Below are 25,179 nucleotides of genomic sequence, written 5' to 3' on the forward strand. Positions count from 1 at the left end.
GTTGAGGGAAGGTTCGCCGAAGTCGCGTTACGCGGCGGCGTCGGCCGGGACCTCGTTGAGCGTAGGGTGCGATTGTGCACGTCGACGCGATGACAACACCGCAGCCACTCCTGCGAATCGGCGACCTCGCCCGACGGACGCAAGGGGCAGGTTTCTCCGGACTGCTGTTCACGGAGACAGGGCGCACGCCGTACATGAACGCGGCGGTGGCGGCGCAGGCGGCGCCGGGACTGGAGTTGTCGACGGGGGTCGCGGTGGCGTTTCCGCGCAGCCCATTCGTTACGGCGGCGACGGCGTGGGAGTTGCAGGAGGCGTCGGGCGGTCGCTTTCGTTTGGGGTTGGGCACGCAGGTGCGCACGCATGTGGTGCGGCGTTACGGCATGGAGTTCGAGCGCCCGGGTCCGCGGTTGCGCGATTACGTGCTGGCGGTGAAGGCGTGCTTCCACGCGTTCCGGACGGGCAAGCTGGAGCACCGGGGCGACTTCTACAGCCTGGACTTCATCACGCCGCAGTGGAGTGCGGGGCCGATCGATGCGCCGGACCCGAAGGTCGATGTGGCGGCGGTGAACCCGTGGATGCTGAGGATGGCCGGTGAGGTCGCCGACGGGATTCACGTGCACCCGCTCGGCGAACCGGGGTACATCGAACGGCATGTGATGCCGAATCTAGCCGAGGGAGCGGAGAAGTCGGGCCGCTCGGTCGACGACGTCGCGGTGATCGTGCCGGTGATGACGATCGTCGGTGACACCGACGAGGAGCGCCATCGAGAGCGGGAGCTGGTGCGCACGAGCATGAGCTTCTACGGCAGCACGCCGAACTATGCCTTCATCTGGGACGAGGCGGGATTCGAGGGCACGACCGCGCGGATCCGGGAGAAGCAGAAGGCCGGCGATTACAAGGGCATGGCCGAGCAAATCACCGATAAACACATCGCGAAGTTCGCGACGGAGTCGACGTGGGATGGGTTGGCGGACGCGCTGATCGAGAAGTACGGCCCGGTGGCCTCACGCGTGGTGTTGTACAACGCGCTGGCGGATCCGGAGCGGTTCGAACGTTACGGCGAGGTGGCGCAGCAGATTTCGCAGCGTTGATTCACCACAGCACCGCGATGGCTGCGGCGGCGAAGGACAGGACGCCGATCGACCAGAACATCGGACGCGGGATGGGATTGCCGGTGCGCTTCTGACGGGCGCTGCCCATGCCCAATAGTCCGCCGAGGATCACGAGGATGACGAGCTTGATGCCGATCTTCGGATAGTTGAGCTCGATGCCGGCGGGCCACGGCGCGGCGAGGGCGAGACCGGTGAGCAGCGAGAGCAGTAGGCCGTAGTCCATGGCGCGGGTGGTGCGGAAGCGCCGGGCCAGGGCTTCGGCTGCCCAGCCGCCGAAGGTGATCGCGAAGCCGACGATGTGCAGCAGTACAACTACGTTGCGTAGTAGCTCCATGGGAAGAGCTTAGCGCGTGGCGGGCGGGGCCTTAACGGAAATTTGCTGCGCGGGGGGGTCGGCCGGGCGGTGTTAGTGTTCGGCAACGATGCAAAAGGGGGCTTGGCGTCTGACTCGAACGACCCGTTGAAGGTCGACCCGACCGAGCTGCGCATGGCCGCAGACCGGCTCGACGACCAGGCGAGCGGGTTTCGGTCGGCGCATCAATCCGCGCATTCACGGGCGGGCACTGCGGCACTCGGATCGGGCGCGGCTGCTGCCGCGCTGCCGAAGATGTTGGCTGCTTGAGAGGCCGGCGGGGCGCGGTTCGCCAAGGACTTCGCCACGCACGCGGGGGGACACCGCCAGGCGGCGGACAGTTATGTGCGCACCGACGCCGGCGGCGCCGAGGCGGTAACCCCGGGCACTACCTGGGCGAGGTCGCTGGCAGTACTGCTTTGACCGCACCAGGCGCGGTGTTCGGCGGCGGCGAAGCCGCTCTCGCGGCCCGCGCTGCCATACCCGACGATGTCATCGACATGCCAAGTCACACACACGGAGTCGAGCACTCGACTCCGCTCGCCGAGGTGCCAAGTCATCAGACGTCGGCCATAGATGAGGCATCGATGTCGGCCGGACCGGCCTTCAGCCAACTTCCCGACGCTGGTCCTTACCCGTTGCCAGAGCCATCGCAATTGGAGACCCCATCGGATGGGGCCTTTTTCTGGTCTGGCAGAGGCGCCGATGGAATGGGTATCGGGCCGATCACTGCGGGCGGCAACGGCTCAGCGGACCTCATCGCTGACGCAAGCGGCGCGACAACCCTGGAAGCATTATTGGAGCGGCAAGGGATACAGCCACCAAGGTGGAGTCCTAACGACGTTCATGCCGAGAACTGGTGGTCAGCTATCTCGCAGATGTATGCCGAAAATGCTTCCGGAGAGGTGCAAGGAGTTATTGGATCGAATCGGCGGCCCGGGAATGTCTGGGAGACTGTCGAGCTCCCTCGCCTCATGGAAAACACAGGAGTCACGACGATTACTGTGATCGACCCCGACACCGGCACCGAAACAATCGTGTTCCAGAGATAGGACTTTCGCCGAATGAACGCAGACTTAATAAACGAGGCAGTCATCCTGAGTATCAGTGAATCAGCGATTCCTCGAGTTGACCGGCAAAAGCTGCTTGACCGCTACGGAGAGTCCGAAGGCAGTTCTATCGCCGACCAGGTGATCGCCCTAGTCCGGGAGGCGGTAGCGATGCCCATCGATTGGGGAACGATGACCTTGGCCGAGGGCGTCAGCGACATCATCAGCAGGTTCAGTCAACTCCATCCGGAACTGTCTTCGGAAGCTCTGGAGGAAATTGGGCGATGCGTCGGTTGGCAAATTCGCTGATCGAAGCCTTGATCGACTGGGGATATCTGAAGGAGGTCAGGTAACAAGTGGCGGATTTCTCCCGGCTGGAAAGAAGCTGGGTCGAATGGACGACACTCGCACGGATGCGTCTTGTCTCGATATCGACCGAGTGTGAGGACTGCCGTGTCCTTTTCAAGTCAGACGACCAATCCTTTCATCTGAGGCATGACGCCGACTGGTGGGTCGTAGACAAGGTCGACGACCGTGGGCAACCGCAGAATGACATTGCCAAGTTCTCCGACTTTGGCCTCGCGGAGAGATTCCTCACATGGCGTTGGTCTTCTGTAACTCGTTCTGCGATCGGCGCTAAACAACTTGGCGTGCAACTTCAGTCGCTAGGTATGGCGTCGGGCGTGGATGTCTTTCCAATCGAACGGGAAGGCGCAGTGGAGCTATGCACGTCCGCTGGTTCGGCCGTAGTGCCCCGGTCCGTCGCGACGATCTTCAGTCACGTCATGTCCAAGTCAGTCGAGGAGCTCGAGCAGATGGTGCGCAAAGGTTTGACTTAGCAACAAGACACAACTAGCAAGCTTGGCAATTGGATGGGGTGAACCAGTGACAGACTTCTCACGCCTATCACGCAACTGGACCGACTGGGCAAAGTTGATGCAAATGTCAGACGTCTCGGTGTCGCCAACCGACGACGACACCGAGTTCGGTTTCCTCTCGACGGACCAGCGTTTCTATCTCAGAGAGGAAAACGGCTGGTGGGCAGTCGACCTCATCAACGCTGCCGTTGTCCTCAGCAACAGTTTTCAGTCATCTGATGTCCATGCCAGTCGATGATCTGGAACGGATGGTCACGGACGGTATGACCTGATCACCGCCGCCGCATCTCATTTCGGCTTCCAGACGTCATGACAGTGGCCCGAGGTGGGAGTCTCGCTGACACCGCGGCCTCGCCTCGGAACTGCCGGTCAAGCCCCAACCGCTAAAGCGCCTGTCGGGGACGAATCGCAACGCCTTGAGCGCTTCGTGGCTGATCAGCTGTGCTTGCACTCAGGCGCCCTCCCCGGTCGACTAATCCGCCTCGGAGCTGCCAACTTCCGCGCTGTACATCCCCGGTCCGCCGTAGAGCTGAAGTGTGCCCGCACGCACCACAATTCGAAGACTGGATACCCCCGCATCGTCGTGTACGCGCTCAAAGAACCTTACAAGATGCGCCAACTGCACCCCCTCAACGATGATCACTTGATACAGCAGCCCTCGCCAGGCATTTCCACACTCGTACGGCATCGGCGGCGGCTCGGGTAAGACGACCTGCAGCCTCTCATCCTCGTCCGACGACTGTTCGCAGTCATGCGGACCACCCATCCACGAAAAGTACGCGACTTCGCAGCATCTGCCGCAAACTGGCCAACCGGCCGCCACATCGATCAGTTCAACGCCCCTTGGTCTCGTATTCATCATGCCCACTGCAATTTTACTGCTTCAGACCGACAAAACAGCGGGGCCGGGGCTACCCGACAGCGCGGTCGCAGCTATCAATCGGGTCTGGTCTGAGCAGTGGTGATGCGGAGCGTCCGGATGCGGAGAACTAAGAGAGGCTCGGCAGTTTTGACCTGGCGCGCTGCTCGACGCGCAAGTTCGCCGACCGGAAGACGGAGCGGGCCACGAGCCCGAGACGGGGCCAAGGTGCAATTCGCCCGCGCGCCGATCAGCCGCGACGACGGAACAATTCCGCGGGCCGGCCCCGGCCGCCCGTGCTGCTCAGACCGGTGGCAGTGAGGTGCGGCTCCATCGCACGCCGGAAGGTGTCGCGCTGCAGCTTCCGCCCGGCGATCGCCTCGTGGGCCATGCGTAACTCCCGCAGCGTGAAGGCCTCACCGAGCAGGTCGTCCGGATCCGGCTTTTCCGCATATCGCGTTCGGATGTCTGCGACTGCCAACTCGATGATGTCGGCGTGGTCGTACGGAAGCCTTCCAGGCGAGTTGCTAGGAACCAGCCTCGTCGTCTCCGAAGAGCGGCCGACCAACTGGTCCGGGCGTACCACTTGCACATGAGCAACCGACATCACCCAACCGCGATCATCGCGCGACGGATCGTCGAAGACACGTAGCTGACGTGGATGCAACCCACGCACGTTGGCTTTCACCCGCAGCGATCGGTCAACCGCTTGCGCGAGTGTTTCGCCTTCATGGACAAAGGTTCCAGGGAGCGACCAGCCCGTTCCGGTTGGACGACGTACCTCGAGCACGACAAGGCCGTGCTCAGGATCAAGCGTGAGTACCGCGGTATCGACCGCGACCGAGGGCCGCGGGTAGTCGGACAGCTTCCGCCCGCTGGCGTCTCGGTAGACGGTTTCACTCATGTCGGAGCCTCAGCGTACTGTGTTGACAATTAGCGCATATTTGCGCAAACTATACCCGGAGGGGGCAAAAATGTCTGCATACGATGACCGCGTCGAAGGTGTACTGCTGGGCACCGCCGCGGGGGATGCGCTCGGTGCGCCATACGAGTTCCAGCCGCCGCGAGCACCAGAGCTCGAGGTGGCGATGGTCGGCGGCGGACCCTGGCAGCGTGGTGAATGGACTGATGACACCGCGATGGCGATCGCGATCGCCGAGGTAGCAGCCACGGGTGCAGATCTGCGAGACGCCACAGCACAGGACGCCATCGTGAGTCGATGGCTCGAATGGTCGCATACTGCCAAAGATGTTGGGATTCAGACGGGCTCCGTCCTGCGCTCGGCGTCTCGTGGTGGCCACATCACGGCATCGGACGCGCGGAGTGCATCCGAGGCCCTTCACCGGCAGACCGGCCGCACAGCAGGGAACGGCTCCCTGATGCGCACCGCTCCCGTAGCACTCGCATACCTCGATGATGAGGACGCCATGGTGGAGGCGGCCCGCGCGATCAGCGAGCTGACCCACCATGACGAAGACGCCGGTGACGCCTGCGTGTTGTGGTGCAGTGCCATACGGCACGCGGTCCTCACTGGCGAGCTCGATGCGCGCGCGGGGTTGCGTCACATCACTGCCGAACGCCGCGACCTATGGGAGACGCGCCTGAGTGCCGCAGAGTCGGCCGCGCCCGCTTCGTTCCCCAACAACGGCTGGGTGGTGACGGCGATGCAGGCGGCGTGGTCGGCGATCGTGACGACACCTGTGCCGAAGGACGAGCCCGAGGCCGGCACCTTCCGCGCGGACCATCTTCGTCTGGCTTTGGACGCCGCGGTGCGCGCGGGGCATGACACCGACACGGTCGCGGCGATCGCGGGCGGTCTACTGGGCGCAGCGCATGGAGCGTCGGCGGTGCCGAGCGCATGGCGGCGACTACTGCACGGCTGGCCAGACATCAGCGCGCATGAGTTGGTGGCGCTCGGGTCTGCAATCGCACGCGGCGGTGAACCGGACCTCTTCGATTACTCGTACTTCGACTCGTCGATCGATACTTGCGCGCGTCACCCCTACGACGAGCGAATTCTGCTCGGCGGCATTGGCGTCCTGCGGAACCTGCCATCGGAAGTCGATGCTGTGGTGTCGTTGTGTCGATTGGCCGACGAGGATATGCGCCACGACATGCCGCACATCGAGATACGACTGATCGACCGCACAACCCACGACGAGAACCCGCACCTGGACTTCGTCTTGGCGGACACGGTGCGGTTGATCGAAGAACTACGGCGCGAGGGGCGGACGGCGTTGGTGCACTGCGTGGCCGCGTACAGCCGCACGCCGACCATCGGCGCCTTGTACGGGGCGCGACTCAGGGACGTCGGAGTTGACGAAGCTGTGCGGGACGTAACCGCGGTGCTGCCCGGTGCGTATCCGAACCCGGCGTTTCGAGAGGCATTGCGACGCCTGAGGACGACGAAGGATGACCGAAAGGTGGCCTCGTGAGCAGACATGGATACTTCCGACGGCACGGCGACTCGCTGTGGTGGGAACCGGCGAACCCAAATTGCTTTTACGGCGAGGATTGCGAGACGTGCAACCCGGGCGGAATATTCAACAGCGATGACGACCACCTGCCGCCGTCAGCGTATGCGGAGGCGGAAGTATGAGGCGTCTCGAGCCGGACTTCTCACGCCTGTATGCGTGCTGGTTGTATTCGGCGCAACGTGCCGGTTTGACGCATGCGGCGGTGTCGGATGCTCAGCCCGGTCACGAGAGTCGCTTCACATCCGATGACTACTCGCTTCACCTGCGGCATACCGACGACCGGTGGGTGATCGACACAGTCGACGACCGCGGGCAATTACGCAGCGATGTCGCCATATTCGCAACGTACGACCTCGTCGAAAGTATCTGATCTGGGAATGGTCGTCGCTTGCTCGAGATGCAGTCCGGCAAGACCTGTATTCGCTCGGTCCTGCTGCGGGCGTCCAATTCAGAGCCATCGAAGAGGGGATCTTCGAACTACGCACGTCGGAAGGGCGCGCTGTTCTGATGGGGCCCGCGGCGACGATTTTCAGTCATTTGATGTCGAGATCGCTTGAGGAGATTACGAAATTGGTAGATGAAGCTATCTAGGAGGTTCGGTGAACATTTTCAAGAAGAAGAACAAGCCGCAGAGCGAGCCGACTTCGACCGCCGACAGCAAGGTCTATTACTCCACCCCGTTCGGCGACACAAACGACGGCGAGCAGAGGCTGTTTTTACTGGCACGCGACGGCGTTCGGTACATGCCTGTCTTCCGTAGCGTGGATTCGATGAAAGAGTTCTACGGTCGGATGAACCGCGCCGCGTACATGGTCCTCGAGGGCGACGTAGAGACCGTGATGAATTCCAATCGTTCGATTGAGCTGCTGAGGGACGTGGGGGTTGTAATCGAACCTCTGAGCGCCAGCCCGGTCATAATCAGGCCTCAAGAGTGACGGACTTTCAACCGAACACTTCGCTTTGCGACGGACATCGTCGACGCCAGTGGCGCTGCCACACGGTTGCGAAACCGACGCGCACGACTGAGTCAGACGGTGAAGCCGCCGTCAACATTTAGATTCGCACCCGTGATGTATCCGGACTCGGGGCCGGCCAAGAACGCCACTAGTGAAGCGACGTCCGTCGTGTGTCCGTAACGTCCCTGCGTCGTAACGGCTTTCAGGCTCTCGGCGAAGTCGCCGTGGTCAGGATTCGCGTCGGTGTTGATCGGCCCCGGCTGCACATTGTTGACGGTGATGCCGCGGTCCCCGAGGTCACGCGCAAGCCCGCGGGTGAACGATGACATCGCGCCCTTGGTCAAGCCGTACACCGACAACCCCGGACCGGGAATGCGGTCGGCGTTGATGCTGCCGATGTTGATGATGCGGGCACCGTCTCCGAGATGCTTGATCGCCGTCCGCGTCGTCCAGTACGTGCTGCCGATGTTGATCGCCACGAGACGCTCGAACTCTTCTGCTGGGAAGTCGTCGATCGGCGCGATGTGCGCGACACCGGCATTGTTCACCACGATGTCCAGCCCACCGAGATCTTCGACAGCACGCTCAACGGCGGCGGCACTTTGCGCGCCGTCGGCGGCGTCCGCCTGAATAGCCACCACTGTCGCGCCGTTGCCAGCTAGTTCGGCGGCCAGCTTCTCGGCATTCGCGCCCGACGCCGAATAGGTGAACGCGACGGCCGCGCCGTCAGCACTCAATCGCCGAACGATCTCAGCGCCGATTCCGCGCGATCCTCCCGTGACCAATGCTCGGCGTCCGGCGAGTGGTGCTGCACTCATAATCAAGCCTCCTGGCAGTTTCGAACCGATTTGTTACTTAGTATGCTCAGGTCAAACCCGTTCGTCCGGTCAGCATTCCCCGATGTGACCGGCATCACAGCAGAGGAGGTGGGCGACGGTGTCCGTAGGTCGCCCCCGGGGATACGACCCCGAACAGGTCGAGGACACCGCGATGAAGCTGTTCTGGGCGCACGGCTTCGACGGTGTCTCGATATCCGACGTCACCGCCGCAACCGGTTTGAACCGACGCAGCATCTACGCCGAATTCGGTTCCAAGGAACAGCTTTTCGAGCGAGCCATGCGGCGATACCTCGCAGGGCCGAGCAGCTATACGGCCGATGCGCTGAGACGACCGACAGCCCGCGAGGTCGCCGAGGCCATGGTGCATGGTGCGGCAGACGCGGTCAGTGGTGATGTGCGGGGGTGCCTGACCGTCGGCGAGGCACCCGGCTTGGCCGAGTGGCGGGAGGCGACTGTGCAAGCTCTCGCCGAGCGGTTCGCGACGGCGGTGGCCGACGGAGAACTACCGGATGTCGACACTCTGGCGTTGGCACGCTGGATCGCGGCGGTATGCCAGGGGATCGCGATCCAGGCGCGAAGCGGGGCCGACCGCGCTGATCTCCACGCCATCGCGGACCTCGCGCTGACGGGCTGGCCGTCGAAATCTATGCCGAAGACACGCCCAGGCGACGCGCCAAGTCGGGGCCGCCGACCTCGCGGATGAAGTCAGGGTCGCCGCACACGACGAGACGGTCGCGCGCCCGCGACAATCCGACGTAGAGGCGTTCGCGGGAGCGCTCGAATTGGCCCGAATCGTTGACCACCAAGACGACCGCACGTCGCTCGAGTCCCTTGAAGCCAAGCACGTGACCGTAAAACACTTGGTCGCTGTCCCAGAAGGTATCCCAGTACGCCTTGTGACCCTCCTTCTGCCGCTCGGCCTGCTCGGGATGCCGGCTGCCCGTCGTCAACAACGCAAGATCCTCAGGCCGCCAACCCTCTTCGAGTAAGGCCTCGATCTGATCGTCACCGACGTCCATCGCGTCCCCGCGGTCACAGGCGATGAACTCGACAGCAGGCCCCTCGCCGCCGAGGAACCGCATCGGGTGGTCGACCAGCGGTTGGAATGCGTTCGCGATCTGGCGGGTGTTGCGCAGATTGTGGTCGAGAATCAGCGGTACCAACGGCACCAGCGGAGACCCGTAACGATTGAAGACGCGCTGCCCCTCGTCAGTGAACACGTACAGGCCGCCCTCATCGGGATCCTTGAGCGCGATCAGCAGCGGCTCCCACCACGAGTCGGCGAAGTCCTGCGCCTCGTCGACGACGATGGAGTCGAACCTATGCCCAGGTTCGAGTTGCATTGCCAGCTCAGCCATTTGCACCGGGAGATCGTGTTCCCAGAACTTGACTGTCTCCTCGGTGCGCAGCGATTCGTCCGGGCCCTCGGGTGCGCCCCACAGGACGCCGAGCGCGTGGAACTCGCCGACGTAGCCGGGCTGTTGGCGTCGCGACCACGTTGCGGTGATGCGCTCCAAATATGAAGCGAGACCGTGGGAGTAACAGACGAGGGCGACGCGTTGGCCCCGCTGGGCCAACCGGCGGGCCTGCTCCATCGCGAGGAACGTCTTGCCGCTTCCCGCGCCGCCGCGGACCTCGATGCGGTTGAGCAGCCGAGTCGCGTCGAGGATCACTGCCTGATGCTCGGTGAGCGCGTCGGCAGCGTCCTCATTGGCCAGGGCCCGCGCGACGACGTCGCGCTGCGGCAGCCCGCGTCCGCTCAGCGCGGTGATGATCTGGTCGATGCCATCCGCGTTGAGCAGCGGACGGTCGAGTTCCTGGCTGACCAACACGTGGCGCAGCTTGCCGTCGATCTCCTTGAGATCGTTGCGGTCGATGACCTTCCAGCGTGGGCAGTCCGAGAGTGCGAAGTCGTCAGGAAGTTCGGTGTTGGGCAGGACGACGACGTGGTCCCAGCGCAGCCGCCCCTGCGACCAGCGCGGGTCCTTCTCGATGTAATCGCGCAGGGCGTAGCACGCTTCGCGGGCCTGGCGGACCGGCTCGATGATGTGCTCACGTCCTCCACGCTTCTGACGCCAGGTCACTCCGTCATGCCACACCTCTCCGCCCTTGACCTCCAAGCACACGATGCCGGCGCCTTCGATGGCTACAACGAAGTCGACCTCGTGGTCCTTCAGATGGTCGGTGACTCGTTGGCCGGCGATGACGAGGTCGTTGGGCTGGAGTTGTTCGACGAGTGCCTGGTAGACGCGCCGCTCGGCGCGGTTGGCAAGCCGCGGGGTGTCGGTAGGGGTGATCGTCATCGGCGTCTCCGTGCCGTGCTTCGATGCCGCCACCGCATGTCGAACCCTCCCCCAGGAACCTTGGTCTCGATGTTAGCGACGGGGTCCGTCACTCCGGGTGAGGCCGGTGCCCCGGATTTGTCGGTGGGCGGGCCTATGGTCAACCTCAAGCGCTATATCAAGGGGGGATCATGCGCGGACGTGGGGTAATCGCGGGCGCGCTCGCGGTCTGCGGAGCGGTGCTGTCGTCAAGTCCGGCGCACGCCGATCAGTACGACTTCATCGCCCAGCTCGACAACATGGGCGTCTACTACAGCTCGATGGTCGACATGATCGACATCGGCAAGGAGCTCTGTCACGACCTTCGCTTCGGGGCGCCGCCACCGGCGGTGCTGGGCAAGCTGCAGAGGACGGGGTTCGCACCGGCGGAGTCGGCGATCGTGCTGCTGTCGGCGGTGAACACGATGTGCCTGGACGCCAAGCCGGCGGTCGTCGAGTGGGCACGCGAGATCGGCTACACGCAGCCGCTGTAGGTGCTCGAGATGTTCGCCAAGGTCAATGGGCCGTCGTGATGGCAGGCCGCGGTTCGGATTCCGGTGGAGTGGCCGGCGCTTTCGGCGTGCTGCTCCTGATCTGGTTCGTCGTCACCTACTACTGGATCATCATCGGCGTCGGCGTGGCGGTCGGGCTGTTCTTCGCGGTCCGGGCGCTTGTCCGTCGCGAGCAGGAGCGCCGGCTGGCTGCCGCCCGCGAGGCCGAAACCCTGGCTCACCGCGCCGACCGCCAGCATCGGTGGGCGCAACTCGGTGACGGCAGGGGTGTCTACGGCGTCGAAGGGGCCGAGTTGATGCGGTCGATCTCGCCTCAGCCGTCGGTACCGTCGGCGGACGCGTCCGACGATGAACGGCGCTTCGCCGCAATCGCCTACACCGCAAGCGGGCTCGACGCGCTGCTTCGGGAGAGGCCCACCGAGTGGCGGTGGGCGGTCTTCGTGTCGGTGCTCGTGCAACGCCTTGCAGACGTGCGACCGCGACTTCGCGATCTCGAGCTGCACTACTCAGCAGCGCCGAGACGGTATGCGCAAAGCGGCGGGGAGGTGGCGCTCTTCGTCGAGAACTGCCTCGACGACCTGTACGAGCTTGCCCATCGGCTCGAATCCTTCATCCAAGCACCGGCGTTCATGGGTGTGTTTGGCGACAGCGACGACGCGAGCACCGCTGACGCCGACGGCATCGTGCACGTGGCCAACCGACTGATGGACCTCCACGAGCGGTTCCTCGCGCTCGCCGAGCGGTGCCGTGACGTCAGCGTGCCCTCGAAGTACACCGGACTGTTGGCCGACTGCTCGCTGCTGATGGACATCCCGCTCGATGGATTCCATGCGTTCATCGACGAACTCGTTCACCTCGTCGAAGAGATGCCCGGGGTGTTGCGTTACGCGCCTGGCGATGTCGACTTCGGCTCGGTCACGCTCGAGATCGTCGTCGACGACCGGCTCATCAAGCGAATCGACAAACAGGTGCGCGCCGCCGCGAAGAGCTAACGCCCGGGCGGGAGTTCCCGTGGGCCACGACGTTCGCTCAGTTCGCGCGACCGACCCCCGGTGAGTTCTGCGTGGCCCTTGCCCCTCGTCATCGCGGATGACGCGTGTTCCGCCCCGGCACCGACCTGGCCGTAGCCGCGGACGTGATCGTCGCCTCGGACTGTCGACGCTCTCCGCGTTCCGCTGGTCTCATCGCTAGCCCGTTCTCCCGCAACGTCATCACTCTCCTCGGCCTGAGTGGTCACCTTGCGGGTGCGTCGCATCGAGAAGTGGATCTCCTCAGTCTCCTCGAAGACTTGTCGTGCACTGCGCAACGGCTTCGTGGTGGTGTCGATCGCGTTGACGATGATCGGCGGCACCAGCGGGCGAATCCAGCGCGCGGCGGCACGGGTGACATCTGGGATACCGGGAATCAGCGGACGTCCGGCTTCGTCGGCTTGCTCCACGGAACCGCCCTCCTCGACCGGTGCGGGCAAGTTCTCTACTTCGGCTACGGCGGGCTCCTCGCCCGCCGGCGCCTGTCCCGCAACGAGACTCGCCGCCTCAGCCTCCGCGGCGATCGGCAAGTACACATCCTCAGGCTCCGAAATGCGCTCGGCGCGTACGGGACTGGCGGTATCGATCGCCTCCATCACCCGGCGGCGCTGCTGCTCACGGTCGATCTCCAGCTGCGCCTCGACGGCCATGCGCGCGCTCGCCAGCTGCTGTTCCGCCCACATGGTGTCGATGGCCGCACGGACCTCGGCCCGCTTCACCGCGACTGCTGTGTCGGCATCCAGCTCGGCGCGATCCCGTACGACGTCGGCCGCGATCCCGCGATCCTGGGACGTCTCACCGCGCCACCGCCTGAGGATCAGCGGCAGCATGCTCAACAGAACGAAGAAGCCGTCGACGAGAATCCGCAGCGCCATAGCACCCGGATTCGCCAACGTGTGGTCGTTCATCGCGACCCACCGCCCGCCCAGTCCCCGATCCGCGTCGGCCGTCGCGGCCTGCCGGGCGTCCACCAGCGCCTGCTCGGCGTCGGCAATCTGGGCATCGAGCGCGGGCGCGCGGAGATCACGGTCGGCCAGCGCGGCGTCGAGGCTCCCCTGCGCGTCGGCGAGGAAGTCGTTCGCCGTCCGGTTCTCGGGCCCGGCGCCGGGCACTCCCGTGATGACGGTCTGGGGGCACTCGGGCCGCGGATTGAACTCGCAGCGCGCCACCACCAGCGCGTCCTGGCGGCGTTGCACAGCCTGCTCGACCGCAGCGTCAAGCTCGCCGCGCGCGGCCCGGCTCCGGTCTAGGTCCGCTGCGGCCTGCGCGACGGCCGGGCTGGACTCGGCTGTGCGCGCCGCCCGCTCGTCGAGGAGCCGGTCGACCGATCCGGAGAACACGACGACCGCGGCAAGCTCGCCCACCACGAGCCCCATGGCGACCGCGACGGCGGCACGTCCCGCCACCCCGGAACCGCGAACCGCGCCGGTGGCGATTGCCCGGCTCAGCACGCCGATCAGCAAACCAAACACCGAGGTGACCGCGGTGACGGCCGCGAGCGGCCAGGATGTCGACTGCGCCAGAGCGGCAGCGGCCACCAGCCACGCCAGCAGCATCGCCACCAGCACCACCACGCCGGCGCTGACCAGGGTCGATCGCTCATGGCGGGCAGCCCTGTCGCGCTGCTCACCGCCACCGAGCCAGATGAGCCCCGCCGCGATCGGTGAGGCGGAAGGTCCGGCCTCGGAAGTCCTGTGGACACCCATGGAAAACTCCAAACGTGCAGGTCACGGCGTGACTGAGCGCCACCGACGGCTTTGTCGGTCTGTGCCAGGCGGAACCCCCCGCGGATCGCACGGTCACGCCGATGCGAATGCCGGAATTCTCCCATAGCGTGGCGGCGGCCGTCCTTCGTGGACGGGCCCCGTGCCGGTGAGCAGGCAGTCATCACCTGGTGCCAGCGCCTCCTCGTATGGTGACCTCATGAAGAAGGCGCGTATCGGCCACATCGCCCGGCAGGTCGCGGCGTTAGTTGTCGCGGCGGTGACCGCGGCCTCGACGCTCAACGGCTACCGACCGCTGGCGCGCAAGGGCTACCCATCGATCTTCTCGTTCGGGTTCGGCATGGTGGTGAGCGAGTTCCCGCTCCAGACGCTGGCGAGCCAGATCGGCGGGCTGGCGTTGACCAGTCGCCGCCTGAGCCGTCCAGTGCGCGTGATCGCGTGGGCGGTGGCAGCCCTGTCTGCGGTCGGTCTGCTGAACTTCAGCCGCGCGGGCCACAAAGCCGCTACCCCGCTGACCGAGGCGTTGGACAGTGGCCTGGGCACTGATCGCCGCAGGGACTCGACCGGCCTGTGGCGCCGGCCCGCTGGGGATGGCAGCGCCAAGACGCCGGGCGCTCTGCGAATGATGCGGATCTACCGCGACTACGCCCACGACGGAAACATCAGCTACGGCGAGTTCAGCAGTGCCAACCAGCTCGACATCTGGCGGCGTCCCGATCTCGACCGGAACGGCAAGGCGCCGGTCCTGTTCCAGATCCCCGGCGGCGCCTGGGTCACGGGAAACAAACGCGGACAGGCACATCCGTTGATGAGCCATCTCGCGGAGCTCGGCTGGATCTGCGTGGCGATCAACTACCGGCACAGCCCGCGCAACACGTGGCCGGATCACATCGTGGACGTCAAGCGCGCGCTGGCGTGGGTCAAGACGCATATCGCCGAGTACGGCGGCGACCCGGACTTCATCGCGATCACCGGCGGCTCGGCGGGCGGGCATTTGTCGTCGCTGGCGGCGCTGACGCCTAACGACGCGCGATACCAGCCGGGCTTCGAGGATGTCGACACGCGGGTGCAGGCCGCAGTGCCCTTCTACGGTGTCTACGACTTCACCCGTTTTGAGGACGCGATGCATCCGTCGATGCCCGAATTGCTCGAGCAGATGGTCATCAAACAACCACAGAAGTCGGCCTTCGAGACCTACGCCGACGCGTCGCCGGTGAATCACATCACTGCTGATGCCCCGCCCTTCTTCGTGTTGCACGGGACCAACGATTCGCTGGTTCCCGTCGAGCAGGCGCGGGCGTTCGTCGCGAAGCTGCGCGACGCCAGCACCCAGCCGGTCGCGTACGCCGAGTTGCCCTTTGCGCAGCACGCTTTCGACATGTTCGGCTCCGCCCGTGCCGGGCACGCAGCGGTCGCCGTCGAGCAATTCCTCGCCGAGGTCTACGCGAACTGGCAGCAGGCGACGCAGTCGGAGGGTGTCAGCGCGACGTCGTGACGCCCAAAGCCTGACCAGCTTCGATTAACAGATTGCGGCGCTCGGCCAATACCATCGCTACCGCTATGACCGACACCGCCCTGACCGCTGTGCCCAGCGGCGACGCCTCGCCACCTGGCCGTATCTCCACCGAGGCGGGCCGGCGCAGGACCTTCGCTGTCATCAGCCACCCCGACGCCGGCAAGTCGACGTTGACCGAGGCGCTGGCGTTGCACGCCCGGGTGATCACCGAGGCCGGCGCGGTGCATGGCAAGGCGGGTCGACGATCGACGGTGTCCGACTGGATGGAGATGGAGAAGGCCAGGGGCATCTCGATCACTTCGACGGCATTGCAGTTCCCGTACCGCGACTGCGTCATCAACCTGCTCGACACCCCGGGCCACGCCGACTTCTCCGAGGACACCTACCGGGTGCTGACGGCGGTCGACTGCGCTGTGATGCTCATCGACGCGGCGAAAGGACTTGAGCCGCAGACGCTTAAGTTGTTCCAGGTGTGTAAGCACCGCGGGATTCCGATCATCACGGTGATCAACAAGTGGGACCGGCCCGGGCGGCATGCCCTGGAACTGATCGACGAGATCCAGTCGCGGATCGGGTTGCGGCCCACTCCCCTGACGTGGCCGGTGGGCATCGCCGGTGATTTCAAGGGTGTGCTGGATCGCCGGTCTGGCAATTACATTCGCTTCACTCGGACCGCGGGTGGTGCCACCGCGGCGCCCGAGGAGCACATCGCGGCGGCCGACGCCTCCGAGGCCGCGGGCGTCGACTGGGATACCGCTGTCGAGGAGTCGGAGCTGTTGTCGGCAGACGGCGCCGATTACGGCCGCGAGACGTTCTTGAGCGGCGAGACGACCCCGGCGCTGTTCACGTCGGCGGCGTTGAACTTCGGGGTGAACCAGCTGCTCGACGTCCTGGTCGAACTCGCGCCGCCGCCGAGTGGAGCTCTGGACGTCGATGGCATTCGCCGTACGGTCGAATCTCCTTTCAGCGCTTTTGTTTTCAAGGTGCAGGCGGGCATGGACTCCGCGCATCGCGACCGCATCGCGTATGCGCGGGTGGTGTCCGGCACGTTCGAGCGTGGGGACGTGCTCACCCACGCGGCGACAGGCAAGCCGTTCGTCACGAAGTACGCGCAGTCGGTGTTCGGGCAGCAGCGCTCCACCCTGGACACGGCGTGGCCGGGGGATGTGATCGGGCTGGCGAACGCGGCGATGCTGCGCCCGGGTGACACGCTGTATCGTGATGTGCCCGTGAAGTATCCGCCGATCCCGAGCTTCTCCCCGGAGCATTTCGCGGTGGCGCGCGGCACCGACCCCAGCAAGCACAAGCAGTTTCGTCGCGGGATCGAGCAGCTCGAGCAAGAGGGCGTCGTGCAGGTGCTGCGCTCAGACCGTCGCGGCGATCAGGCGCCGGTGTTGGCCGCGGTGGGTCCGATGCAGTTCGAGGTTGCCGTGCACCGAATGGCTGCGGAGTTCGGCACCCCGATTGCGTTGGAGTCGTTGCCGTATCAGGTCGCGCGGATCGTCGACCCCGCCGACGCCGAGTTCATGGACAAGCAGGTGTCGGCGGAGGTGCTGACCCGCAGCGACGGTGTCATGCTCGTGCTGTTCTCGACGCCGTGGCGGCTGGACGGCTTTCAGCGCGACAACCCCGATATCAAACTCGGGTCGTTGGTGGCGGCGTAGGGCGTCGCTCCTCGGACACACCGCCGCCGACCACCCAGGCCCCCATAAGCCAGCTCAGGCGGTCATTCAGAGGCGAACCCCTGCAGCTTGTCCGCAAGGTCGGCCAGCTCCAGATGCCCCTGAGTGGCGACGGTATTCATGAAGTCCTCGGCATCGTCGACATCGAAGCCAGAGTCCAATTCGACGCCGTTGAGGTACAGGAACGTCCATGCAGCGGCCCATGCGGTGCGCTTGTTGCCATCAACGAGCGCATGGTTGCGCGCCAGAGACTGCAGCAGTGCCGCTGCTTTGGTGAATAGGTCGGGATACGCGTCGACCCCGAAGACGGTGGCCTGCGGCCGAGCCACCGCTGCGTCGAGCAGACCATAGTCGGTCACCCTCAGCTCGACACCCACGGCCGCAGCACCAGAGACGAGAACGTCCTCGCGATCCAGGTATTCGGTCACGCCAGGCGACGATTGAGCTCTGCGCTGCGCTCGGCGACGATCCTCGCGCCTTCGCGTACGCGGCGTTTGTGGTCGCTCGCGGCATCGAGCGCGGCGCGGTGCACGAACGCGCGCAGCGACAGCTCCGCAGCCGTGGCGGCGGTGCGCAACTGCTCCATCTCTTCGTCGCTGAAGTTGACGTTCAACGCAGGCATACGTCGACGGTACCAGCTTCAGTACCAATACTGGTACCAGACGCTACCGCTTGTTGAGGTGCGCTTGGAACAGTCCTCGGCGCCGTATCAGCCCGGCGGATCGAACGAGACGACTTTGCCCCGGTTGATCGAGACCCAGTCGCTGGCCACCAGATACGGGCGCAGGTCTCGGTGATGGCCTGCTGGTCGGCGTGCGTCTTAGGTCGCTGCAGCTCATAGAGGTGCGGGAACTCGGTCCAGGCGACGACAAAGTCCCACAGCCGCAGCGCCGCCTCCCCCGCCGGCAGGTCGATGAGCTCCGGCCCGAAAAGGCACTGCCCGTCAGGGAAGAACAGCGTCGGTACGCCGTAGCCGCCGGCGTCGACGACGCGCTGGCGGTCGGCCATCGACTGCCGGCGCAACAGCGCGCCGATGCGCATCATCGACCAGCCGTACGACCAGTCGCGCTCCCACGGATGCTTACTGCCGTCCTGGCGGTTGATTTCCTCGAGGCTGAAGGAGCGCCAGTTCACCTCCAGGCCGCTGCGCTCGCGCACCTCGCGGATCCACCGCGATGTCTGAATGCGAACGGGCACGTGACGTCGAAGTGAAAATCAACGGCGACAGGACGATTGGACACATCGGAACCTCGGATCTGCGCGCCAGTGGTCGTCATCGTGCCAGCTGGACATGCCGGTACGACGGACGTCGTACCGGCCCGCGTCAGGCAGACCGACAGCGTGCGCAGCCAGGTCACGGTGGGGTTCAGGCCCGCACCGTCGGCCAGAAGAGGTCGAACAGTCGCTCTTCCCAGCCGTTGGCGACGCGGCCGGTGCGTGCGCGCTCGGCGATGATTGCTCCGACCACCGCGTCGATGAGGGTGGCGCTGTCGATGTCGGCGCGGAACGATCCATCGGCCTTGGCCGCATCGATCACCGATGTCAGTTCGGCCCGCTCCTTGGCCAGGATGCGGCGGAAGAGCTTGGTGAAGTCGGGGTCGTCGTCGGTGAGCATGGCGGCGAGGCCGCCGAAGCCGATGCCGACCTCGATGGCCTTGACCGCCTCTGCGATGAGCCAGCGGAACCGATCCGGTGCCGCGGTTGATGCGGCGAGGGGTTCAGGAGAAGTCACCCGCGTCAGCGCGGCGGCAAGCATGTCGCGACGGTCGCGATGTCGCCGGTAGATGGTGGTCTTGGCGATTCCGGAGCGCGCCGCCACCGCCTCGACGGTCACGGCGTTGGGCCCTCTGGTGCGCAGGAGCGCCAGTGTCGCCTCGGTAATACCGTCGTCGACGTCGCGTCGCTGTGCCATCGCACCTCCTCTGGCCGGGAATATCTCCGGCTGGAAAAACGCTACACTAAACGTAGCGCTACGATGCGCGTAGCGTTTCGCTGAAGCTTACGAGAGGTGATATCGATGTTGAAGGCGCTGGGCCGGATTCCGCCGACTGCGGTTGGGTATGTGAGCCTGCTGCTGAGTTTCGCGGCACTCGGGACGTTCGTTTACGCGCTGGCCGCTCAAAGTGCGGTGGCGGGAATCATCGGGGCCGGCATGGTCGTGTTGATGGTGATGGCAGTGGCGGGCTTCCGCGTTGGTGCCCGCAAGCGCGCAGAATCCAACGACAGCGGTATCGAGATCCCCAGCGAGAACATCTGGGCGCGACCGCTGCGCCGCGAGCAGATCGACCACTATCTGTCGACCTACCGCGGTGCGCGAGACAACCACGAACAGTTGATGGACGCCGCCACGTCCATGCCCGTCGAGTCGACGAAGGAGCTGGAACGGCAAGCCGCCTGACGCTTGGCACGCTGCGCCCGGGTGACACGCTGATCGCGGCGCACCCGGGCAGTTGACATACCGAGCCTCGGTGCGAAACCTCCGGGGCGATCCCAGAAGCGAATTTGATGCGTCCCGGTGCTCCGGGGGCGTGTTAAGAATCTAGACACACCATCGATTCGAGGCGGGGTATGTCTGTGCTGGTCGATCCGGATGTCCTGCGGGCCTTCGCCGCCCACGTCGATGTCATCACCGGTCGCATCACCGGAGCCGCAGTGGGCCCGACGACCACTGCGGCGGCCGACGGACTGCCCGGGTCGACAACGCAGTGGGCGGCCCGGTCGGTCGGTGAGCATTTCACCGAGGTCGCCGAGAACCTGGCGCAGAACGTGGCTCGGATGGGCAAGGCCGTGCGCGGTGCCGGGGACACTTTCGAGGTGACTGACGAAACCTTGGCCGGCGAATTCGACGGGCTGTTCTGATCCTATGCTGCCCTCTCGTCCGACTCTCCAGAGTTGGAATCCAGAGTCGTTGGCGACGTCTGCCGCGTCGATTGCCACGGCAGCGCAGACAGTCGTCGATGGCGTTTCAGGCATCGACGCCGCGTGCAAGCGAATGCCGGAAACGCGGGCATGGTCAGGTAAGTCGCACGCCGCGGCGAGCGCAATGTTCGGTCGGGCGAAGCGCCAAGCGTCGACGTTCTCGGATTACGCCAAGGCGGTCTCGGCGGCATTGAGTAGTGGTGCCGAGTCGATCGGGAGTGCGCGTAAAGCGTTGTTGGCCAAGGCCGACGAGCTCGACGCGGGTCCGTTGAGCGTCAGTGACCAATGGGTCGTGCTCGTCGACCCGGTCTACATGTCCGAGGAGGAGATGGCCAAGCTGCAGGCGTCGGCCTTGCAGGAGCAGGCCAACGTCAACACGATGCTGATTGCTATCGGTGATGCCGACGACGCGACGGCGAACGCGGTGACGGCCGCAGGTAGCCAGTTCGGGTTCGCTGAGGCGGGACTGCCAGCCGATCTGGGCGGCATCCTGCTACCCACGGCGCAGCGACCACCCGATGAGGTGGCCGACCCCCGAACACCCGTCGGCGCGGTGGCGCAGGAAGCGATTCGTTCCGCCGATCAGCAGCAGAACGTCCGGGAAGTCGTCGAGTCCACGAACGCGTACGGCGAGGAGGTGACGACGGTGATCAAACAGGACGGCAGCAAGGCCGTCACCACCCGCATGGATCCGTTCGAGTGGCCCAGCAAGCAGAACTTCTACGAGCTCGAGGAGTTCGACAAGAACGGTGACTTTGTAGCGCGCACCAGTTCGTGGCATGACCTGTCCAACGACTGTGACTACACGTCGATCACTTTCGCCGATGGCTCGAACTGGACGATGTCGATGGACCCCACCGGCCACCGACAGGCCGGCTTCACTACCGCAGACGGTCGGCACAGTGCGGTGCCCGTCGAGCTGATCGACAACATATCGACGGGTACCACAGCTGCAATGTCGGGCTTGGAGAAGCACATCGCGCGTGGCGGATCCTTGCCGATGGTCACCGCGGAAACGGCCGAAAATATCGGAAAGACAATGAAGTTCGGCGGACCGGCAGGGACAGTAGCGACAACGGTCTTCGACATGGTGATGGCTGAGTCGGACAAAGATCGGTGCATTGCACTGGTCGCCGGGGTGGCCGGCGGCGGTGGAGGCTGGGGCCTCGCTGAGTTCGGTGCGGCAGCTGGCGCAGCGACTGGTCCCCTGGCGGTAGGAGCCGTACCGCTTCTTACCATTATCGGGGCCGTCGCCGGAACTGTAGGCGGCGTGGAAATGGGCAAGTTCATTGGTGAGGTCGTGTGTCCGTACTGAATCTTCCCGAACCCGCGAACTGGGCCAAGGTCAACCGACGCCTGTATTGGCTGGTCATCGGCGTATCGGCGGGCCTGCTCTACTTTGTCGTTCGCGGTATCTTGGCCGGCCTCCGAGGCAACTACTTGACGACCGCACTACTGATCGGCTTCGTCACGTTTCCAGTGTTGATGATGGCGGGCCTACTGCTGGCCGCCGCAGGCAAGGCGCAGACCCGAACATCCAACGATCCAACGGGATTCACCGTTTGGCCGGACAAGCGGGTGGGCGTGCTGTACGTCGTGGGGCTGATTGTCATGGCCCCATCGGGTGCCCTTCTGGCGCTCTATCTGCCGCGAGGAGCAATCGACATTCCGATGTCCCGTGGGTTGCAGATCTTCTCACCACCGCTCTTTGCCCTAACAGCTTTGTTCTCCGTCATCGCTCTCGTCGCGTGGGGGCGGCGTGGCGGCATCGGCTACCTCAAGTTCACCCCGGCGATGGTCGAGATCGCCGACGTTCTGAAGACGAGAGTTTTGGAGTGGGACGACGTTGTCGATGTCAAGGACCACTCAGACACCAAGGACGGAAGGAAGGCCGGTAGGTCGGTGGTGCTGTGCTTGCGCGACGGCACCGAGGAAGTCATAGGCGGACTGAACTTGTATGTACCGACCGGAGTGCCGCTCTATTGGATGGTGCGCCACTACTGGAAACATCCCGAGGATCGGATGGAGTTGGTGGATCACCGTGCGGCCGAGCGGTTTCGTGAGGGGCGATTCGCGCTGGATTGACGACCGAAGCGCTCGGCGGCGACAGGGCACGGTGCGCCGTTAGTCCTTCATCGCATTCGTTTTAGCGCCCACGCCGGTAGGGACTCCGCGCACCGCCCGTCTCTGAGGACGTGACAGCTTCCCGGCCCGCCCCAGCCCGGCATAGGGTGGTCGCTGTGGCAGACACGCTCGACGCGGTGCAAATCGTGGTCCGGATCCTGACCGAGAACGGCCCGCTGGGCAAGGACGTCATCGTGGCGCGCCTGAAAGACAACGGCGTGGCTGACGCTGGGGACGTCATTGATGAGTTGCTCGACGAAATGGCGTGCCCAGTAAGGCAATTGATCGACGAGCGCTGGATGTGGCTGCCAGCGGTGGTGGATGGACGGATGTTCACACACCGTGTCGACGCCGACGAGCTGGCCCACGATTTCCTCCGGGTGTACCCGGACCTGGACTCCCTTACCGATCTTTGCGAGTACGTGGAATATCAGCGATTCGCTGACGGCACAGCGGCGCACGTGGCAATGCCCGGCTACGACGATGATCTGCTCGAGGAGCGGCACATTCCGCTGGACGTAATTGGCGAGCCCGGAGTGCTGCTGCTCGCGCCGGGCACGCTGGGAAGGCTGGGCGTGCGCGAGGGCGAGCTGGTTGGGTTGCGACTGGACTCGCAACGGCTGGCGGTCGAGCGCATCGCCACGACCGCGCAGGTATCGACTGTCGGTGCGCGGCTCAAGGCTCTCGTCGACGACGCCGAAGAGCCGGTGTCCCTCCAAGAGGCGGTGTGGACGGAGTTGGTCGAAGATCCGAGCGCATTCACCGGGGCGCTCTCGCCGCTGGGTGAAATCATCGAGGAGAGCGGCCTCATCCATCAGACCGGTTTGCTGGCACCGGCCGAATTCGATTTCGATGCTTGGCGTTTCGAGCTGAACTGCAAGATGCTCGCCCGAGAGCATGACCTCGATCAGGACGACGCTTTCGCCCTCTACACGCTGATCAGAATCTTCGACCGGATGTCGATGGCGCTGGAGTCAGGCGAGGAATTCGTTCCTGAGCCGCTCTTCGCGCTGACGGCCGAGGTCGGGGGTGTGCTCGCCGATCCGCAGTTGGCGGCAGTATTCGCGGATAGGACGCTCCGCGCAGGGCGCCGCGGCGCGGCCGCGCTGGGTCTGTTCGCCGAGACACTGGAGCCGAAGGTGCCTCGCGCCGCACACGTCGCCTACCGGTGGCTGCGGGCCCTGGCGCTAGAGCAGCTCGGCGAAGTCGAGGCTGCCGAAAGCGAACTTCTGGCCGCCGAATCGATGGATCCCGACTGGCCGATGACGTTGTTGGAATTGGCGCGTTTCGCGTCCGATCGCGGCGACGCAGAACGCGGATTGTCGTTACTTCACCGTGCCGGTATCCCGCCCGATTATCACTTGGTCCAGTTACTGGAGCAGCACCGGGCCGAGGCGCGCGCCGACATCGGCCGAAATGAGCCGTGCTGGTGCGGTTCTGGGCGCAAGTACAAGAAATGTCACCTCGGCCGCGAGGCGTTGCCGCTGCAGGATCGTGTCCGCTGGTTATTCGCGAAGGCCGCCCAGCACGTGTCGATGACTGACTGGGAGGAAGTACTTTTCGAGGTTGCCCTCGAACGCAGCCAATACTTCGATGGTGATTCGCGCGAGGCCTTGGACGCGGCGATATCTGACGCGCTGGTAATGGACGCGGTGTTGTTCGAGGGCGGGGCGTTGGCCGACTTCCTCGAGGTGCGCGGATTCTTGCTGCCCGAGGACGAGCGACTGCTCGCCGAGCAGTGGCTCTTGTCGGACCGGTCGGTCTTCGACGTCGAGCAGGTCCGCCCCGGCCAGGGTGTCACTGTGCGCGACGTGCGCACCGGCGACACCTACGACGTTCGGGAGCGCCAGGCCACCCGCGGCCTGAAGCCCGGGCAGCTGATCTGCGCGCGGGTGATTCCCGCGGGGGACACCATGCAGTTCTCCGGATCGGTCGAACCCGTCGCACTGCACGAGAGAGATGCGTTGATCGAGCTACTCGACAACGAGCCCGACCCGGCCACATTGGTGGAACAGTTGAGCCGACGGTTCGCGCCGCCGAGGCTGACCAACACGGAAGGCGAACCGACCGTCCTCTGCGAGGCGACGGTGCGCGTCGGACCGGGGATCGAGGCAGCGCTCGACGTAAATTACGACCGACCGGATGAGTCGCCCCTGTGGCTGGAACAGGTTGTGACCCATGGCATGCGGCGGGTACGTGCCACGCTTGAACTCGACGGCGACGCGTTGCGAGTCAGAACCAACAGCGAGCAGCGGATGGACCGAGTGCTGGCTGCCCTGGCGGCTCTTGACCCGGAAGCGGAGGTGCTCGACGACGCCCGCGTCTCCGTGCCCACCGTCCGCGAGGCCACCGCACTTGCCGAGCGGATGCCGCAGACCGGCGAGGGCACGCTGGACCCGGCCGATCCGCAGGTGAGCGAGGCGCTCACCGAGTTCATCCAGGAGTACGAGACCAAGTGGCTCGACGAGCCGATCCCCGCCCTGGACGGTTACACGCCTCGACAGGCCGCCGATGATCCGACGCGACGAGACGACTTGATCAGGTTGCTCGGAACCCTCCCCGCCGGCGAAGCCGCGCGCGGGGGCATGGACAGCGACCGGTTACGGGCCGCGCTCGGCCTGATTCAACCCGGCTGACGTCTCCTGCCATGGAGCCGCGCCCACTCGATCAGCGGCCTTGTTCACTCCCGCGGCTGAGACCGTCGCGAGATAGTGCCCTTTCACTGCCGGCTCCCCTACCGCGACGAACTCATCAACGGGCCGGCCCCTTAAGCGTCTCGACGTCAGCCGCCTCAGCGCCGCGCCTCGCAGTGCGGGCCGACCAGCTCGGGC

At 65.0% G+C, this 25,179-nt stretch carries 27 protein-coding genes and 1 pseudogene; 18 read left to right on the forward strand and 10 right to left on the reverse strand.

What is annotated here, in order from left to right:
• The first annotated feature begins 74 nt into the window (after window positions 1–74).
• Window positions 75–1,091 (forward strand): TIGR03617 family F420-dependent LLM class oxidoreductase, encoded by a 1,017-nt coding sequence (locus tag A5650_RS05210; RefSeq protein WP_067287041.1) that lies wholly within the window; start codon window positions 75–77, stop codon window positions 1,089–1,091.
• Window position 1,092: 1 nt separating this feature from the next.
• Here the strand turns inward: A5650_RS05210 and A5650_RS05215 are convergent, their stop codons facing one another.
• Complete coding sequence (locus tag A5650_RS05215) at window positions 1,093–1,446, reverse strand: Fe-S protein (RefSeq protein ID WP_067287045.1); 354 nt, start codon at window positions 1,444–1,446, stop codon at window positions 1,093–1,095.
• 102 nt (window positions 1,447–1,548) lie between these two features.
• Here A5650_RS05215 and A5650_RS27075 point away from each other — a divergent pair, with 102 nt between their 5' ends.
• From A5650_RS27075 to A5650_RS26685, 4 genes are all read left to right on the forward strand, one after another.
• On the forward strand, window positions 1,549–1,734 hold the full coding sequence (locus A5650_RS27075; RefSeq protein WP_197501793.1) for a hypothetical protein: 186 nt from the start codon (window positions 1,549–1,551) through the stop codon (window positions 1,732–1,734).
• A 794-nt stretch (window positions 1,735–2,528) separates the two neighbouring features.
• Window positions 2,529–2,822 carry a hypothetical protein gene (locus tag A5650_RS05230; RefSeq protein WP_067287054.1) on the forward strand — a complete coding sequence of 98 codons (294 nt, stop codon included), beginning with the start codon at window positions 2,529–2,531 and terminating at the stop codon, window positions 2,820–2,822.
• Between the two features lie 47 nt (window positions 2,823–2,869).
• The gene (locus A5650_RS05235) at window positions 2,870–3,352 is read left to right on the forward strand and encodes an Imm61 family immunity protein (RefSeq protein WP_082950619.1); all 483 of its coding nucleotides are present in this window, start codon (window positions 2,870–2,872) and stop codon (window positions 3,350–3,352) included.
• A 46-nt stretch (window positions 3,353–3,398) separates the two neighbouring features.
• On the forward strand, window positions 3,399–3,629 hold the full coding sequence (locus tag A5650_RS26685) for a hypothetical protein (protein WP_156744014.1): 231 nt from the start codon (window positions 3,399–3,401) through the stop codon (window positions 3,627–3,629).
• A 234-nt stretch (window positions 3,630–3,863) separates the two neighbouring features.
• Here the strand turns inward: A5650_RS26685 and A5650_RS05240 are convergent, their stop codons facing one another.
• Both A5650_RS05240 and A5650_RS05245 read right to left on the reverse strand, forming a co-directional pair.
• The gene (locus A5650_RS05240) at window positions 3,864–4,157 is read right to left on the reverse strand and encodes a hypothetical protein (protein ID WP_067287056.1); all 294 of its coding nucleotides are present in this window, start codon (window positions 4,155–4,157) and stop codon (window positions 3,864–3,866) included.
• Between the two features lie 343 nt (window positions 4,158–4,500).
• Window positions 4,501–5,154, reverse strand: coding sequence for an NUDIX hydrolase (locus tag A5650_RS05245; protein WP_067287059.1), 654 nt, complete (start codon window positions 5,152–5,154; stop codon window positions 4,501–4,503).
• Window positions 5,155–5,224: 70 nt separating this feature from the next.
• Between A5650_RS05245 and A5650_RS05250 the strand changes: the two genes are divergently transcribed.
• The 3 genes from A5650_RS05250 (at window position 5,225) to A5650_RS05260 (ending at window position 7,662) form a co-directional block, all read left to right on the forward strand.
• The gene (locus A5650_RS05250; protein ID WP_067287062.1) at window positions 5,225–6,685 is read left to right on the forward strand and encodes an ADP-ribosylglycohydrolase family protein; all 1,461 of its coding nucleotides are present in this window, start codon (window positions 5,225–5,227) and stop codon (window positions 6,683–6,685) included.
• Window positions 6,686–6,845: 160 nt separating this feature from the next.
• On the forward strand, window positions 6,846–7,097 hold the full coding sequence (locus tag A5650_RS05255) for a hypothetical protein (RefSeq protein WP_067287086.1): 252 nt from the start codon (window positions 6,846–6,848) through the stop codon (window positions 7,095–7,097).
• Window positions 7,098–7,326: 229 nt separating this feature from the next.
• Window positions 7,327–7,662, forward strand: a complete 336-nt coding sequence (locus A5650_RS05260) for a hypothetical protein (RefSeq protein WP_067287089.1) — start codon at window positions 7,327–7,329, stop codon at window positions 7,660–7,662.
• Window positions 7,663–7,754: 92 nt separating this feature from the next.
• On the opposite strand, the gene A5650_RS05265 is transcribed toward A5650_RS05260, so the two are convergent.
• A complete protein-coding gene (locus A5650_RS05265) occupies window positions 7,755–8,501 on the reverse strand; it encodes an SDR family oxidoreductase (RefSeq protein WP_067287092.1) in 747 nt (248 codons plus the stop codon).
• 118 nt (window positions 8,502–8,619) lie between these two features.
• Between A5650_RS05265 and A5650_RS05270 the strand changes: the two genes are divergently transcribed.
• Window positions 8,620–9,225 carry a TetR/AcrR family transcriptional regulator gene (locus tag A5650_RS05270; protein WP_067287096.1) on the forward strand — a complete coding sequence of 202 codons (606 nt, stop codon included), beginning with the start codon at window positions 8,620–8,622 and terminating at the stop codon, window positions 9,223–9,225.
• Here the strand turns inward: A5650_RS05270 and A5650_RS05275 are convergent.
• A complete protein-coding gene (locus A5650_RS05275; RefSeq protein WP_067287219.1) occupies window positions 9,167–10,825 on the reverse strand; it encodes a nuclease-related domain-containing DEAD/DEAH box helicase in 1,659 nt (552 codons plus the stop codon). The genes A5650_RS05270 and A5650_RS05275 overlap by 59 nt on opposite strands.
• A 170-nt stretch (window positions 10,826–10,995) precedes the next feature.
• Here A5650_RS05275 and A5650_RS05280 point away from each other — a divergent pair, with 170 nt between their 5' ends.
• Both A5650_RS05280 and A5650_RS05285 read left to right on the forward strand, forming a co-directional pair.
• The gene (locus A5650_RS05280; RefSeq protein WP_067287099.1) at window positions 10,996–11,337 is read left to right on the forward strand and encodes a DUF732 domain-containing protein; all 342 of its coding nucleotides are present in this window, start codon (window positions 10,996–10,998) and stop codon (window positions 11,335–11,337) included.
• Between the two features lie 38 nt (window positions 11,338–11,375).
• Entirely contained in the window at window positions 11,376–12,347 is a 972-nt protein-coding gene (locus A5650_RS05285; protein ID WP_067287103.1) for a hypothetical protein, read from the forward strand.
• Here A5650_RS05285 and A5650_RS05290 read toward each other — a convergent pair.
• A complete protein-coding gene (locus tag A5650_RS05290) occupies window positions 12,344–14,089 on the reverse strand; it encodes a DUF4407 domain-containing protein (protein ID WP_067287106.1) in 1,746 nt (581 codons plus the stop codon). The genes A5650_RS05285 and A5650_RS05290 overlap by 4 nt on opposite strands.
• Window positions 14,090–14,306: 217 nt before the next feature.
• Between A5650_RS05290 and A5650_RS05295 the strand changes: the two genes are divergently transcribed.
• A complete protein-coding gene (locus tag A5650_RS05295; protein ID WP_067287109.1) occupies window positions 14,307–15,602 on the forward strand; it encodes an alpha/beta hydrolase in 1,296 nt (431 codons plus the stop codon).
• 65 nt (window positions 15,603–15,667) lie between these two features.
• Window positions 15,668–17,287, forward strand: coding sequence for a peptide chain release factor 3 (locus A5650_RS05300; protein WP_067287112.1), 1,620 nt, complete (start codon window positions 15,668–15,670; stop codon window positions 17,285–17,287).
• A gap of 62 nt (window positions 17,288–17,349) precedes the next feature.
• On the opposite strand, the gene A5650_RS05305 is transcribed toward A5650_RS05300, so the two are convergent.
• The 4 genes and pseudogenes from A5650_RS05305 to A5650_RS05320 form a co-directional block, all read right to left on the reverse strand.
• Window positions 17,350–17,733 (reverse strand): type II toxin-antitoxin system death-on-curing family toxin, encoded by a 384-nt coding sequence (locus A5650_RS05305; RefSeq protein WP_067287116.1) that lies wholly within the window; start codon window positions 17,731–17,733, stop codon window positions 17,350–17,352.
• On the reverse strand, window positions 17,730–17,927 hold the full coding sequence (locus A5650_RS05310) for an antitoxin Phd (protein ID WP_067287120.1): 198 nt from the start codon (window positions 17,925–17,927) through the stop codon (window positions 17,730–17,732). The genes A5650_RS05305 and A5650_RS05310 overlap by 4 nt, the downstream gene beginning before the upstream one ends.
• Before the next feature lie 87 nt (window positions 17,928–18,014).
• Window positions 18,015–18,582 (reverse strand): annotated as a pseudogene (locus A5650_RS05315) (DsbA family protein).
• 89 nt (window positions 18,583–18,671) lie between these two features.
• Window positions 18,672–19,217 carry a TetR/AcrR family transcriptional regulator gene (locus A5650_RS05320; RefSeq protein ID WP_067287124.1) on the reverse strand — a complete coding sequence of 182 codons (546 nt, stop codon included), beginning with the start codon at window positions 19,215–19,217 and terminating at the stop codon, window positions 18,672–18,674.
• 105 nt (window positions 19,218–19,322) lie between these two features.
• On the opposite strand from A5650_RS05320, the gene A5650_RS05325 reads away from it, so the two are divergent.
• The 5 genes from A5650_RS05325 (at window position 19,323) to A5650_RS05345 (ending at window position 24,984) form a co-directional block, all read left to right on the forward strand.
• Window positions 19,323–19,703 carry a hypothetical protein gene (locus tag A5650_RS05325; RefSeq protein ID WP_067287221.1) on the forward strand — a complete coding sequence of 127 codons (381 nt, stop codon included), beginning with the start codon at window positions 19,323–19,325 and terminating at the stop codon, window positions 19,701–19,703.
• Between the two features lie 176 nt (window positions 19,704–19,879).
• Complete coding sequence (locus A5650_RS05330; protein ID WP_067287223.1) at window positions 19,880–20,164, forward strand: type VII secretion target; 285 nt, start codon at window positions 19,880–19,882, stop codon at window positions 20,162–20,164.
• A gap of 184 nt (window positions 20,165–20,348) precedes the next feature.
• Entirely contained in the window at window positions 20,349–21,539 is a 1,191-nt protein-coding gene (locus A5650_RS05335) for a hypothetical protein (protein ID WP_231992544.1), read from the forward strand.
• Window positions 21,527–22,309, forward strand: coding sequence for a hypothetical protein (locus A5650_RS05340; protein ID WP_067287131.1), 783 nt, complete (start codon window positions 21,527–21,529; stop codon window positions 22,307–22,309). The genes A5650_RS05335 and A5650_RS05340 overlap by 13 nt, the downstream gene beginning before the upstream one ends.
• 155 nt (window positions 22,310–22,464) lie before the next feature.
• Window positions 22,465–24,984, forward strand: a complete 2,520-nt coding sequence (locus tag A5650_RS05345; protein WP_067287135.1) for an SEC-C metal-binding domain-containing protein — start codon at window positions 22,465–22,467, stop codon at window positions 24,982–24,984.
• Window positions 24,985–25,179 lie beyond the last annotated feature (195 nt).

Origin of the sequence: Mycobacterium sp. 1164985.4 (assembly GCF_001668575.1) — a bacterium.
Lineage (GTDB): Bacteria > Actinomycetota > Actinomycetes > Mycobacteriales > Mycobacteriaceae > Mycobacterium.

What these genes read in the sequence shown, in the direction of transcription:
- A5650_RS05215 (WP_067287045.1), bottom strand. Translation starts at nt 1,446, where the DNA reads ATGGAGCTACTACGCAACGTAGTTGTACTGCTGCACATCGTCGGCTTC.
- A5650_RS05230 (WP_067287054.1), top strand. Translation starts at nt 2,529, where the DNA reads ATGAACGCAGACTTAATAAACGAGGCAGTCATCCTGAGTATCAGTGAA.
- A5650_RS05240 (WP_067287056.1), bottom strand. Translation starts at nt 4,157, where the DNA reads ATGGGTGGTCCGCATGACTGCGAACAGTCGTCGGACGAGGATGAGAGG.
- A5650_RS05245 (WP_067287059.1), bottom strand. Translation starts at nt 5,154, where the DNA reads ATGAGTGAAACCGTCTACCGAGACGCCAGCGGGCGGAAGCTGTCCGAC.
- A5650_RS05250 (WP_067287062.1), top strand. Translation starts at nt 5,225, where the DNA reads ATGTCTGCATACGATGACCGCGTCGAAGGTGTACTGCTGGGCACCGCC.
- A5650_RS05255 (WP_067287086.1), top strand. Translation starts at nt 6,846, where the DNA reads ATGAGGCGTCTCGAGCCGGACTTCTCACGCCTGTATGCGTGCTGGTTG.
- A5650_RS05265 (WP_067287092.1), bottom strand. Translation starts at nt 8,501, where the DNA reads ATGAGTGCAGCACCACTCGCCGGACGCCGAGCATTGGTCACGGGAGGA.
- A5650_RS05275 (WP_067287219.1), bottom strand. Translation starts at nt 10,825, where the DNA reads ATGACGATCACCCCTACCGACACCCCGCGGCTTGCCAACCGCGCCGAG.
- A5650_RS05280 (WP_067287099.1), top strand. Translation starts at nt 10,996, where the DNA reads ATGCGCGGACGTGGGGTAATCGCGGGCGCGCTCGCGGTCTGCGGAGCG.
- A5650_RS05285 (WP_067287103.1), top strand. Translation starts at nt 11,376, where the DNA reads ATGGCAGGCCGCGGTTCGGATTCCGGTGGAGTGGCCGGCGCTTTCGGC.
- A5650_RS05290 (WP_067287106.1), bottom strand. Translation starts at nt 14,089, where the DNA reads ATGGGTGTCCACAGGACTTCCGAGGCCGGACCTTCCGCCTCACCGATC.
- A5650_RS05295 (WP_067287109.1), top strand. Translation starts at nt 14,307, where the DNA reads ATGAAGAAGGCGCGTATCGGCCACATCGCCCGGCAGGTCGCGGCGTTA.
- A5650_RS05300 (WP_067287112.1), top strand. Translation starts at nt 15,668, where the DNA reads ATGACCGACACCGCCCTGACCGCTGTGCCCAGCGGCGACGCCTCGCCA.
- A5650_RS05310 (WP_067287120.1), bottom strand. Translation starts at nt 17,927, where the DNA reads ATGCCTGCGTTGAACGTCAACTTCAGCGACGAAGAGATGGAGCAGTTG.
- A5650_RS05320 (WP_067287124.1), bottom strand. Translation starts at nt 19,217, where the DNA reads ATGGCACAGCGACGCGACGTCGACGACGGTATTACCGAGGCGACACTG.
- A5650_RS05325 (WP_067287221.1), top strand. Translation starts at nt 19,323, where the DNA reads ATGTTGAAGGCGCTGGGCCGGATTCCGCCGACTGCGGTTGGGTATGTG.
- A5650_RS05335 (WP_231992544.1), top strand. Translation starts at nt 20,349, where the DNA reads ATGTTCGGTCGGGCGAAGCGCCAAGCGTCGACGTTCTCGGATTACGCC.